Raw genomic sequence first — 12,491 nt, forward strand, 5'->3', positions numbered from 1 at the left:
CAAATAATCGTAAATTAAACGCCATTCTTCAAAGGTAAACGTGTCACGTCGATCAGCGTTACGGACCCGTATTTCTTCAAAGTCCACCGTCTCAAAATGAACGTAGCCATTACGGTAGCCCCATTTAAACAGGGCATTCAGCGTGGTTTGTTCGTTTCTGATGGTAACGTCTTTGACGCCGGGCGACGTTAATCGGCGATGCTGTGCAAAATTATAGAATTTCGATTTATCAATTTCGTTGATCTGCCGGTTCGAACCAACTTTAGGATTACGATCACCAAGAAATTCATAGAGATGTTTGGTCAGTTGGGTCTTGATCGTCAGGTATCGACCGTGGGTGATTAGCCCCGTAGCAACCCGTTGTTCCTGAGACTTCAAGAACTCTTCAACCAATTCACCGACCTTCAACCCGAACAGTTTACGTCCGGTTCGTAGTTGTAACTGAATGTCATAGAATAGCTGTTTACCGCGTTCCAACGCCGTGTCGAGATCACGGGTCTTTAACGTCTTACGGTAATATTTTTTCTCAGCCGGTATCCATGTGCGGAATTGGTAGATTTCACCGTTCTGTCGGGTGCGATAAACGATTGCGTCCCCGCCGAGAATGGGGTGCTGATCGACAAACGTCTTGGTTGCGGAGCACTTATGTTGAGCGATAATCACCAGAGTATGTAATTCTTCCGTCAGCTAAATTTCTAACCTATTGAAAAATAACATACCCTGAATGACTATGAAAAGACTGTGTAAAATCTAAGTCTTTGTAATCTCTATATTTTGAATGCGGGAATTATTCCCACTCAATCGTCCCTGGTGGTTTGGACGTGCAATCATAGACAACGCGGTTGATGCCGCGGACTTCGTTGATGATGCGGTTGGTGACGCGACCGAGGAATTCGTGGTCGAAGTGGTAGTAGTCGGCGGTCATGCCGTCTGTTGATGTCACGGCGCGCAGGGCACAGACGTAGTCGTAGGTGCGGGCATCGCCCATTACGCCGACCGTGCGGACGGGCAGAAGGACAGCGAAGGCTTGCCAGATGGCATCATAGAGGCCGGCGTTGCGGATTTCTTCCAGATAGATGGCGTCGGCTTTACGCAGGATATCGCATTTTTCTGGCGTCAGGGGCTGGCCCGGAATACGGATGGCAAGACCCGGCCCAGGGAAGGGGTGGCGACCAACAAAATGGTCGGGCAAACCTAGTTCACGACCCAATTCGCGGACTTCGTCTTTAAACAGTTCACGCAGGGGTTCAACCAGTGCCATGTTCATGCGTGCGGGTAGGCCGCCCACGTTGTGGTGCGATTTGATCGTGACACTTGGCCCGCCGGTGAAGGACACGGACTCGATCACGTCTGGATACAGGGTGCCTTGTGCTAAGAAATCTGCGCCGCCTGCGGCTTTGGCTTCTTCTTCAAAGACATCGATAAACAGGCCACCGATGGTTTTACGCTTTTTCTCAGGATCGATTTCATCACCGAGCGCGTCAAAGAACAATTTGGACGCATCTTTGTGGATGAGTTTGATGTTGAAGTGGTCACGGAAAAGGGTCACAACTTCCTCTGCTTCGCCTGCACGCATGAAGCCGGTGTCTACAAAGACGCAGGTCAACTGGTCGCCAATGGCTTCGTGCAACAGAACCGCAACAACAGAACTATCAACACCGCCGGACAGACCACAGATCACTTTACCGTCACCGACCTGTTTACGGATCGCCTCGATCGCTTGGTCTTTAAAGGCGGCCATTGTCCAGTCGCCAGAACAACCCGCGACTTCATGTGTGAAGTTTTGGATCAATTGTGCGCCATGCGGCGTGTGGACGACTTCCGGGTGGAACTGTACGGCGTAGAATTTCTTTTCTTCGTTGGCAACGGCGGCGAACGGTGCGCCTTCTGATGTTGCGACAACTTCAAAGCCCGGTGCGAGTTTAGAGACACGGTCGCCGTGGCTCATCCAGACTTGTTCTTTCGCGCCAACTTCCCAGATGCCTTTAAAGATCGAACATTCTTTGTTTACATCGACAAAGGCGCGGCCAAATTCGTGATGGTCGGAGGTTTCCACCTTACCGCCCAACTGTTCCATCATGGTTTGCTGCCCATAGCAGATGCCAAGGACAGGAATACCCATCTCAAATACTTTTTCAGGTGCGCGCGGTGATTCTTCCCATGTTACGGAAGCCGGGCCACCGGACAGAATGATGGCTTTGGGCGCATACTCGTCCAGAAAAGCATCGGTGATGGAATTGAAGGGATGAATTTCAGAGTAAACACCACTTTCGCGCACGCGTCGTGCAATCAGCTGTGTTACCTGAGATCCAAAGTCGATGATAAGAATGCGATCGGTCATGGGGACACCAGTTATGTCTTTTTGAAAGTGGCCGCAACATACAACAAGGGGGGACGAGCGACAATAGCCTAGAGGATGAAAGAGGATGTAATCAGCAAGATTAGGCTGAAGACGAGGCAGGCAAAGGTCAACATCATGGCTGCAACCCGCATTTTAAGCACGCGAGTATGAAGGGAGAGGGCATGAAGGATACGTCCAAGCAGCAGAATCGACCCTAGAATGTGGAGATACAAGCTCGCCGCCCCATTCAATTCGGCAAAGGCGAGGAGAATTAAACAGAGGGGAACATATTCAATAAAGTTGGCATGGATACGGATGGCGCGTTGCAGATCGGGGACCCCGCCATCGAGCAAGGCAACACGGTGTTTGTTGCGCAGTTTAATAATGTTGAAGGTCAAGATTAGAAATAAAACGGTCAGTCCTGTCGCATAAAGGGGGGTGACAGTCAGTAAAGGTGTAGACATTAAAAACGCTCCTGTAATTAAATATGATGCATGTCATATTTAAAATATGATGTATAACATATTTAACGGTGAGTCCAGACGAATTGAGGCAGTATCAGTATGGGGTATCCACAAGGCCACAAAGAACTAACCCGCCAACGCATTGTCGAGGCGGCGCGCAAATTATGGAAAAGTGAAGGATATAAAGGGGCTGGCATTGATCGGGTGATGAAAGAAGCGGGACTGACCCGTGGCGGGTTTTATGCCCACTTCAAATCAAAGGACGATTTGTTGGATGAAGTCCTGTGTGAAAATATGGTGCGCGACGGGTTAGCTCATTTTGAGGCTCAAGGTATTGTTGACCTGAGAGATCAGAAAGAGGCGGTGATTGACTGGTATCTCGGGGAAGGTCATCGTGATCACCCTGAAGAAGGCTGCTTACTGACGACCTTGACCCAAGAAGCAACGCGCCTTGATCAAAAGCCGCGCAAACGCTTAACTTCACTTGTCACCCGTTTTGCCCGTTGGCTTAAGGGGGAGGATGAAAAGTCTAAAGGTTATGCCGCCCTGTCCCTGATGGTCGGGGCGGTGACATTGTCGCGCATGGTGGATGATGAAGCTGTGTCTGAGCGTATCTTGCAAGAGGCCCGCGTGGAAGTTAAAAACCTACTGTCGAAATCTTGAAGAGGTCTGCGGTCTGCTGATTGATGATCAGATCGTATTCCGGTTGTGTGGGATGGAGGGTTTTAAAATCCGCCCCCGCGAGATAGTCGCTCAATTGTTGGGCCAGTTTTTCCCCGGCGGAAGACAGACGTGGCGCACTGGAGGCAAAGGCGGCTTTGGGTGCTTGAACGTCTTTTCTGGCAAGTCCAAAGACAGGCTTTCCAGTATCACGCACCACCATTTGGGCAAACTTTGGCAAAATGCCCATTTGGTCATTGGGGGACAGATAAACGTCTACAACATCTTTAATGTCTTGCACATGGCGTTTGGCTGCGTGGATCATGTCGGTGGGGCCGTCTTTATAGGGCCGCATCCCGATCCGTCTAAAGATGAAACGGAGGTCTTTAAATTCCGCTTCGCCAGCAACCTCATCAATCCATTTTTTATAGCTGACAGATTGAGGCATGGTGGAATAGATGACGCCGATTTTTTTTGCGGCTGGTAAAAGGCGTTTTAGGTCACGCAGGCGATCACGGATATCAATTGAAAAGGACACGCCGGTAAAATGGCCTTTGGGCGGTGCGTTAAACGCATCAATTACCCCTTCCCCGATCGGATCGCTGACCATGCCGAAAAAGACCGGAATTTGACTATCCAGGACTTTTTGGGTGCGGATGGCTCTGAGGGCAACTGTCCCCACGGCAACAAGTGCATCGGGGGTCTCTGACGCATGATCGCTCAGTAGACGTTCGACAATTTTTTCGCGGTTGTTTAGGTTTATGGTCTGGTAGCTGATATCGGCGTCTTTTAGGGCTTCATGAAAATGTTGCATGAAGGTGGTGTAGGGTTCTGCAATTTGGGAGTAGACGATCAGTACTTTTGCCTGTTGGGCGCAGAGCGGTGAACTGACAAGAAGAACGGCAATCCCGAGGAGCCAAACAAGTCTCTTGATAGATCTGACACACATTTGACCTGTCCTCCAGAACACATCAACCCAAACATAACTTTTACAGAGCTTATTTCTGCGGCCGTTTTATGACTTTAAGTTGATGCTGTAAAGGTGTTTCTGGGCAGTATCTTTCCTTGAAAACGCTTTAATTGAAAAGGATAGAGAGCCATTCGCGGATAATGTGATCCGGTGTGGACCATATAACCTTTGCGGTCATGGCGAAAGATATAACCACAAGTAAGGGACGAATAATGCGCGAGCCGTGTTTCATGCTCATGCTTGACCCGATAAAGCCGCCGATCATTTGACCCATCGCCATGACCAGTCCGACGATCCAGATTACTTGCCCGCCAAGGATAAAGAAGGTAAGCGATGCAATGTTGCTGGTGAAGTTCAAGACCTTTGTATGGGCAGTGGCCTTCAGGATATTGAACCCCATCAACGCAATAAAGGCGATGGCGAAGAAAGACCCGGTACCGGGGCCGAAAAAGCCGTCATAAAACCCGATAGTGAAGCCACAGAGAACGGAAAAGCCCCACATGCCCAGCTTTTTGTCGCGATCTTCAGTGCCGATCTGGGGCTGAAACAGAAAGTATAAGCCCACCGTGATCAGTAAAAACGGCATGACATCGACCAGAAAGGACGAGTCCAGTTTTTGAATCAGGATGGTCCCCGCCGCTGCGCCGACAAAGGTCAGCAGGATCATGGGCCAGATCTCGGTTAACTTTAGATGCCCTTTGCGGATGAAGTTGGCCGTGGCGGCAAAGGTGCCGAAGCTGCCTTGCAGTTTGTTGGTCGCAAGTGCTTGGGCGGGGTTAAGGCCTGCGGCAAGCAAAGCGGGCAGGGCGATCAGGCCGCCGCCGCCAGCAATTGAGTCTACAAATCCAGAAATCGCCCCGATGGCAAAGAGAAACAACAGGGTGTCGAGGGCAAGGAAGTCCATTAGTTTGTGCGTTCCAAAATGGCGCAGAAGAAACCGTCACTGTGATGAAGGTCCGGGCGCATGATCATGAAGTCTCCGTCAAACGGGCAAGGGGTGCCGAGACGGTTATCCCAGACCTCTTGAACAGATTTAATGACAAAGTTATCATTCTCTTTCAAGAATTTTGCAATCTGATCTTCATTTTCCCGCTTTAAGAGTGAGCATGTGGCATAGATCAGGCGACCACCCGGCTGAATCAGGGCCGCGGCGCTCTTTAAAATGCGTTCCTGGCGCGAGATCATGTCTTCCAACAGTTCGGACGTAATCTTCCAGCGGCTTTCCGGGTTGCGACGCCACGCCCCAAGGCCGGAACAAGGCGCGTCGATCAGCAAGCGATCCACGCGCAGTTCAAATTGTTTCAGCCATGGGTCTACTTCATTTTTGATGGGATTGAGCAAGACGTTTTCCACGCCCGCCCGTTCCAGTCGGCGCTTCATTTTATAAAGTCGGGTTGAGGAGATGTCGAGGGCGTAAAGATGGCCCTGATTTTTCATCTCCGCCGCTAGGGCAAGGGTCTTGCCACCACCACCTGCACAAAAGTCCATGACCAGTTCAGCGCCTTCAGCTTCACTGAGCAAGGCGATCAGTTGCGAGCCTTCATCCTGCACGTCGACAAGCCCGTCTTTATAGGCTTGGATCCCGCCCAGCTTGACCTTTTTGCGAGTCCGCAGGCAAAGGGGAGAATAGCTGCCTTGATCGGTTTCGATCTGTTGTTTGGCAAGTTCGCCTTGGGCCTGATCCGCATCGGGATGGAGTGCATTGATGCGCAGGTCCAGCGGGGCTTCTTCGTTCAAGGCAGTGAGCACATCTTCAAAATCATTCCCTAAGGAACTGCGCAAATCAGCATCCAGCCATTCTGGATATTCAAGGCGGATGTGGTCGGGGGCCGTTGCGATATCCAGTGCTGCCAACGGCGCCAAGACCTCAAGTTCCCGCCCTTTCAGGGCGGCTGGGGCATATTGATCGCCATCAAACAGGCTTTCGACCTCTTCGCCTTGCACGATACAGTCCATAAGGACGAGGATGCGTGGTGAGCTGGAAATCTCGACCTGTTCTGCCATCCAGCCCAGCTTCGCCCGTGCGCGCAAAATCCGGTAGACCCGATCTGTGATGGCGCGGCGGTCTTTTGATCCGGCAAAACGGCGCGCCTTGAAGTAATCCCCGATGAGGGCGTCGGCAGGGCGTTTACCGTCAAAGACAGCGTCGAGAATTTCAATAGCGGATTGGAGGCGTGCAGAAGGTTTCATGGGGCAGATATACCGTAAAAAAGAAGGAACCCCCACCGTTAGGGGTAGGGGTTCAACGTAGCATAAAGTCCTGTTGCAACAACAGGATATAAATTAGGAACGGCCGCTATAGTTCGGCGCTTCCCGTGTGATGGTCACGTCATGAACGTGGCTTTCACGAAGGCCAGCGTTTGTGATGCGGTTAAATTCGCAGTTTTTGCGCATTTCTTCAATGGTGGCACAGCCTGTGTAACCCATGGAAGATTTCAAGCCGCCGACCATCTGGTGAACGATGGCGCCTGCTTCCCCTTTGTAAGGGACGCGACCTTCGATCCCTTCCGGGACAAACTTCATGTCGTCTTTCACGTCAGCTTGGAAATAACGATCCGCAGAGCCACGCGCCATCGCGCCCATGGAGCCCATGCCGCGATACGCTTTATAAGAACGCCCTTGGAAGAGGAAAACTTCGCCCGGTGCTTCGTGGGTGCCTGCCAGCATAGACCCAACCATGACGGAGCTTGCGCCGGCTGCAATCGCTTTTGCAATGTCCCCGGAATGTTTGATCCCGCCATCGGCGATGACCGGAACGCCCGCTTTATCAGCCGCTTCAACCGCGTTCATAACGGCGGTCAATTGTGGAACACCCACACCGGCGACGATACGGGTTGTACAGATGGAGCCTGGGCCGATCCCGACTTTTACCGCATCAGCACCCGCATCGATCAGAGCTTGGGCAGCAGCGGCTGTTGCGATGTTGCCACCGATAACTTGTGTGTTTGGATGTTGTTTTTTGATGCGGGCCACTTGCTCAAGGACACCGCGGGAATGACCGTGGGCCGTATCAACGACCAAGACGTCAACACCGGCGTCGATCAGGGCAATAGAACGTTCCCAGCCGCTATCGCCTGTGCCTGTTGCCGCAGCCACACGCAGGCGACCTTGGGCATCTTTACAGGCGTTGGGGTTGGTTTCGGCTTTGTCGATATCCTGCACGGTAATAAGGCCGATGCAGCGGTATTTATCGTCGACAACAAGCAGTTTCTCTACACGATGCTGGTGCAGCAGTCGTTTGGCTTCGTCACCGGATACACCCTCTTTTACCGTGACGAGATTGTCTTTTGTCATCAATTCGGAGATCGGCTGCTTAGGATTTTCCGCAAAGCGCATATCGCGGTTGGTAATGATCCCGACAAGTTTACCTGAGCCACGCTCGACAACCGGAAAGCCCGAAAATTTGACTTCTTCTTTTTTGGAGAGAACTTCAGCCAAGGTCGCATCTGGCGGGAAAGTCAGCGGGTCGGCAACCATGCCCGACTCGAACTTCTTAACCTTGCGGACTTCAGAAGCCTGTTCTGCGATATCAAGGTTTTTATGGATAACACCGATCCCGCCCATTTGCGCCATGGCAATGGCGAGGCGGCTTTCCGTAACTGTGTCCATCGCCGCAGAAACCAGCGGAATATTCAAGCGAATATCGCGTGTCAGTTGCGTAGAAGTGTTTGCGGTAGCGGGTAAAACGTCTGACGCTGCGGGTACCAGCAATACGTCATCGAAGGTCAAAGCTTCTTTAATAGTCACGGCCATCTCCATATGCGAGGGGTTCGGTTGGATTTGGCGCGTTATATATACACATGTTTTAGCAAACTTCCACAAGTTTGTTCGCCGGATTGTTATTTTATTTCGCCCGTAAAGTTATCCAAATCCCCAAGGTCACAAGTCCCATGCCAACCCACTCATAAATATGAGGAATATCCCCAAGAAGCGGAATACCCAAAAGGGCGGCAATAGAGGGGACAAGTGCAAGGATAGCGGCTGTCGGGGTCGCCCCAAGGTGCTTGATAGCCAGAAAGAAAAAGACGAGTCCCAGTATGCTCGGCCCCAAACCCTGATAGAGCATCTGGAGTAAGATGTCCGAAGTTTCGGCTTCCTCAAGGTGGCTGGGCAAAAACAGATACCAGATCGGTAGAAACAGGATGGCATTGACGAACGGCACAAAGCTCATCAATTCTTTCATGGTCAGTTTCCAGATTTTTGTCGCGGGCATATAGACTGCCATGGTCAGGGCGGCGGCCATAAATAACAGGTCGCCCATCCAGCTATCACCACCGCCAAAGCCGTCTTTTGCAAAGGCGGTTAATCCACACCCCAACAGAATGATGGCAATGGCAATCCATGTGCGCGTATTGGGATAGGACTTCATCCAGACCATACCAACGATGGTAGTGAAAACGGGCAGGGCCCCGTTAATAAACACACCACCATGGGAAACCGGCGCGAACAGGAAGCCAGCATAAGCAAATAGGGCGTAGGGAACGCCGGTGCCTGCTGCCAAGATAAGTATCTGCCAGATTTTTAACCGTATGGGCCACCACATGAATGTGGCAGGTAACAGCACGAGTCCCGCAAAGCCAAAGCGCAGCGCCGCCATGTCATAGACGCTTAAGGGGCTTTGTGCGCCCATTCGTGACACCACAATAAAGCCGGACCAAAGTCCGGCAATTAAAAGGGCGCTGATGATGCCAAGGGCAGGGGAAACCTCGTCCTGACCCAATGAAGTAAACTTGAACATGTCGCTGACGATAAAACAAAAAGTGCAATTTGTCGAAAAAGAATAAAAAAAGTGCTTGCAAATGATAATGATTATTAATATCGTCCATTTGTCTCTCCCAGAGACACTGTGAAACGACGGCTTGGGTCTTCAGCCTTTTTCTTCTTCTCCATAAATGTTGGAGGCCCAAGTCAGTTTTTTGTTCGGAGTTCTTTTAATGTGTAATGCAAAGCCTTTAGGTTTAATCAAAGAAGGTGATCTTAAGGTTCGGACCAAACGCCGCAAATTGTGGGAATTGGATATGCATTGGCATTGTGCGGTGATCGGCACCTGCCTTAATCAGGCGGATATCAAAAAGATCGCGGTGAAATGTAAAGCCCCCTCTTTTGAAGGCCGTACGGCTGATTATAAGCTCCATTCCTTCTTTGTTTCGCAGGCACATTTCAGCCAAGGTGTGGGCAAATTGCTCCATAAATATCTTGAGCGTAAATTCTATAGAACCATTAAAGCTTTTGAGCGCTTGAAAACCACAGCGGAGCTTGAGCAAAAATGGGTGGAAGCCCTGCATAATGGTGACATTTCCGGTGCGTTCTGGTCAGTTATGACCCATCCCAATGCGTCCATGGATTTGTTGGCGCAGGTGTATGGCGAGGTCCATATGTTGTCCCACCTTGAAGGGGCGGCGAACCGTGCGGATCACCGCGAGATAGCCAACCTGCGTGGGGCGTGTGATCACTTGAAAACAGAACTTGATGATCTGCACAAAACATCACGCAAAGCCATTTCCAAACGTGATCACCTGATCGGAAATTTGAAAGCAGATTTGAAACAGGCCGAGATTAAGGCGAGCAAGTCTGACGAATTAGAAGCCCTGTTGCTGGCAGAACGTGACGGCGAAACCGTTGCCCGATTGGAAAAACGCATCGATTGCCTAACCTTGCGGGTCATTCAGGAAACGGATCGTGTCAAGGACTTGCAGGAAAAGCTGGCGGCTGTGGAAGAACGGAATAAAGAATTACGTGCAGCTCTCGTAAACCAGCAGGAGCAGGAAGCCCAGATCGCGCCGTGTATGGAAGAAGAGGGATGCCCCGCCGCGGAGTCCGATTTGTGTGGTCGATGCATTGCTTATATTGGGGGGCAGACCAAACAGGCGGCTTTCTTCCGCAAAAAAGTGGAAGAAAAGAACGGGCAGTTTATCCACCACGATGGTGGGCTGCATGATGGTCAGGCCCGTCTGGTCAGTATTTTATCGCAAGCAGACGCGGTGATGTTTCCCGTCACCTGCGTAAGTCACGAGGCCACGCGTGAGATCAAGCGTCTGTGCATGAAGCAGGAAAAACCCTTTATCCCGTTGCGTAGTCAGGGATTGGGGGCCTTTACAAAGGGGCTGGAAAGCCTGAAAGGGGAATATTTCGAGAAGTTGGTCGATTAATCGGAATATTCGTTTTTGCCCCTGAAGCCACTGGCAAGCACATAAGTTTCGGAAGAATCTTTGCGGCTTGCCGGTGGTTTGGCATGTCTGACGGTGGTGAAGCTTTTCTTAAGCTGCTGGAGAACGTCTGCATCGGTGCCACCTGCAAGTACTTTGGCGACAAACCAGCCGTCTTTTTTCAAGACCTCTACGGCAAAGACAGCCGCGAGCTCAACAAGGGCCGTAATGCGCAAGTTATCGGTTTGAGGATGGCCACTAGCAGCGGCAGCCATGTCACTGAGCACCACATCCACACTGCCGCCGATAACTTCTTTCAGGCGGGCAGGGGCGTCATCTTCCATAAAGTCACCCACCAGCAAGGTTGCACCCGGAATATCTTCCACTTCCTGTAAGTCGATGCCGATTACGTGTCCGTTCGGGTTTTTCTCTGCTTCGATACGTTCCGCACAGACCTGTGTCCAGCCGCCCGGTGCGCAGCCAAGATCGACAACCTTTTGGCCGGGTTTCAAGAAGTTGAAACGGTCGTCCAGTTCGATCAGCTTGAAGGCCGCGCGGGAGCGATAGCCCAGACGCCGTGCTTCCTGCACGTACGGGTCATTCAATTGACGTTGCAGCCAACGTGTTGAAGAGGACTTGCGACCGCGTGCGGTTTTGACACGAACGGTTTTATCGCGACGTGCTTGAGGAGTTTTCCATTTTTTGGTCTGGGACATGGCTTTATATATTTCTTCGGTGGAAAGTGCGCTTACATAGTCTTCTTTATAGCAGAAAGAAAGTCTCTAGTCTTGTTCGCGCATTAATTTTAACAGAATTCCTTCACGGATCCCGCGATCGGCAATCGTCAGCTCCCCGACAGGCCAGAGTTTGCAGAGGGCTTCGAGGATAGCACATCCTGCCAGCACAAGGTCTGCGCGGTTGCTGCCGATGCAAGGGTGGGCTGCGCGTTGGTCGCAATCCATCTTGGTCAGGTTTTCCGAGACACGATAAATTTCGTCAAATGGCAGCTTCATTCCATCGACTTTAGAACGCAGGTAGCGCGGTAGGCGCAGGTGGATGGCCCCCAATGTGGTGACGGTTCCTGACGTGCCGAGCATCTGGACCTGACCGGCGCGAACTTGCTCGGCAATCTGGTTACGTTCACTAAAGGCGCTTATTTCTTCTGTCACTCGATCTTGAATGGCCTGGTAATTTTGGGCGGTGACTTCTTGCGCACTGGCATATTTTTCAGAGACGGTCACAACCCCGATGGGGAGAGAGATGACATCGACGACTTGGGGATCACCGACACGGTCCAGTTCAATCCACATAATTTCGGTACTGCCGCCGCCAATATCGAACACAAGCGCTTTGGGTTTTTGCAGATTAAGCAGGGAAGCGCAGCCGGTTAAGGCGAGGGAAGCTTCTTCGATCGGCGGGATGGCTTCCAGAGAGATGCCGGTTTCACGTTCTACCCGATCAAGAAAAAGGTCAGCGTTTTTTGCGCGCCTACAAGCCTCGGTTGCAACGCTTCGAATAAACTGTACGTTACGTGATTGTAATTTTTTTGAGCAAACGGACAGGGCCTTCAGGGTCCGTTCCATTGCATCCTGACTCAGCAGGCCGCTTTGGGCGAGGTCTTCCCCCAGTCGGGTGATGCGCGAAAAAGAGTCGATAACATGAAAGCCCTGCTGGGTACGCTTTGCAATCAACATTCGGCAGTTGTTGGTGCCGAGGTCAAGTGCAGCGTAAAGCGGGGCGGGGGTCGAGCCTTGCCGTCGGAACGGAGGTTTTCGCCGCCTGCGTTGCTGCGTGTAATTGGATACCACTATTTTATGTCCTGTCAGATTGATATTTTCATATCACCTAATGCTTGGCTTATTTGTATACCAAATGTCACGACCTTGGAAGCAACAAAGACATAAAAATGT

At 51.3% G+C, this 12,491-nt stretch carries 12 protein-coding genes; 2 read left to right on the top strand and 10 right to left on the bottom strand.

Annotation, left to right across the window (positions count from 1 at the left end):
- The 3 genes from Q397_RS23275 to Q397_RS0118055 all read right to left on the bottom strand — a co-directional run.
- A partial coding sequence (locus Q397_RS23275; RefSeq protein ID WP_205618862.1) for a hypothetical protein occupies window positions 1-663 on the bottom strand: 663 nt, incomplete at its 3' end.
- 124 nt (window positions 664-787) lie between these two features.
- Window positions 788-2,341, bottom strand: a complete 1,554-nt coding sequence (gene guaA, locus Q397_RS0118050; RefSeq protein WP_028880605.1) for a glutamine-hydrolyzing GMP synthase — start codon at window positions 2,339-2,341, stop codon at window positions 788-790.
- A 68-nt stretch (window positions 2,342-2,409) separates the two neighbouring features.
- Window positions 2,410-2,805, bottom strand: coding sequence for an MAPEG family protein (locus Q397_RS0118055; protein WP_038014699.1), 396 nt, complete (start codon window positions 2,803-2,805; stop codon window positions 2,410-2,412).
- 99 nt (window positions 2,806-2,904) lie between these two features.
- On the opposite strand from Q397_RS0118055, the gene Q397_RS0118060 reads away from it, so the two are divergent.
- Window positions 2,905-3,468 carry a TetR/AcrR family transcriptional regulator gene (locus Q397_RS0118060; RefSeq protein ID WP_028880607.1) on the top strand — a complete coding sequence of 188 codons (564 nt, stop codon included), beginning with the start codon at window positions 2,905-2,907 and terminating at the stop codon, window positions 3,466-3,468.
- Here the strand turns inward: Q397_RS0118060 and Q397_RS0118065 are convergent.
- From Q397_RS0118065 to Q397_RS0118085, 5 genes are all read right to left on the bottom strand, one after another.
- Window positions 3,443-4,414, bottom strand: coding sequence for an ABC transporter substrate-binding protein (locus tag Q397_RS0118065; protein ID WP_028880608.1), 972 nt, complete (start codon window positions 4,412-4,414; stop codon window positions 3,443-3,445). The two genes, Q397_RS0118060 and Q397_RS0118065, sit on opposite strands and share 26 nt — an antisense overlap.
- Before the next feature lie 127 nt (window positions 4,415-4,541).
- Window positions 4,542-5,339 carry a TSUP family transporter gene (locus Q397_RS0118070; protein ID WP_028880609.1) on the bottom strand — a complete coding sequence of 266 codons (798 nt, stop codon included), beginning with the start codon at window positions 5,337-5,339 and terminating at the stop codon, window positions 4,542-4,544.
- Entirely contained in the window at window positions 5,339-6,625 is a 1,287-nt protein-coding gene (locus tag Q397_RS0118075; RefSeq protein ID WP_028880610.1) for an RsmB/NOP family class I SAM-dependent RNA methyltransferase, read from the bottom strand. The genes Q397_RS0118070 and Q397_RS0118075 overlap by 1 nt, the downstream gene beginning before the upstream one ends.
- Window positions 6,626-6,718: 93 nt before the next feature.
- Window positions 6,719-8,182 carry an IMP dehydrogenase gene (gene guaB / locus Q397_RS0118080; RefSeq protein WP_028880611.1) on the bottom strand — a complete coding sequence of 488 codons (1,464 nt, stop codon included), beginning with the start codon at window positions 8,180-8,182 and terminating at the stop codon, window positions 6,719-6,721.
- Window positions 8,183-8,279: 97 nt separating this feature from the next.
- Window positions 8,280-9,173 carry a DMT family transporter gene (locus tag Q397_RS0118085; protein WP_084149117.1) on the bottom strand — a complete coding sequence of 298 codons (894 nt, stop codon included), beginning with the start codon at window positions 9,171-9,173 and terminating at the stop codon, window positions 8,280-8,282.
- A gap of 196 nt (window positions 9,174-9,369) precedes the next feature.
- On the opposite strand from Q397_RS0118085, the gene Q397_RS0118090 reads away from it, so the two are divergent.
- Window positions 9,370-10,584: a DUF2325 domain-containing protein gene (locus Q397_RS0118090; RefSeq protein WP_028880613.1), complete on the top strand. Its 1,215-nt coding sequence runs from the start codon at window positions 9,370-9,372 to the stop codon at window positions 10,582-10,584.
- Here the strand turns inward: Q397_RS0118090 and Q397_RS0118095 are convergent.
- Both Q397_RS0118095 and Q397_RS23280 read right to left on the bottom strand, forming a co-directional pair.
- Window positions 10,581-11,297 (bottom strand): RlmE family RNA methyltransferase, encoded by a 717-nt coding sequence (locus Q397_RS0118095; RefSeq protein WP_028880614.1) that lies wholly within the window; start codon window positions 11,295-11,297, stop codon window positions 10,581-10,583. The two genes, Q397_RS0118090 and Q397_RS0118095, sit on opposite strands and share 4 nt — an antisense overlap.
- Window positions 11,298-11,363: 66 nt before the next feature.
- Entirely contained in the window at window positions 11,364-12,389 is a 1,026-nt protein-coding gene (locus Q397_RS23280; RefSeq protein WP_240475100.1) for a Ppx/GppA phosphatase family protein, read from the bottom strand.
- Between the last annotated feature and the right edge of the window lie 102 nt (window positions 12,390-12,491).

Origin of the sequence: Terasakiella pusilla DSM 6293, from assembly GCF_000688235.1 — a bacterium.
Classification (GTDB): Bacteria; Pseudomonadota; Alphaproteobacteria; order Rhodospirillales; family Terasakiellaceae; genus Terasakiella; species Terasakiella pusilla.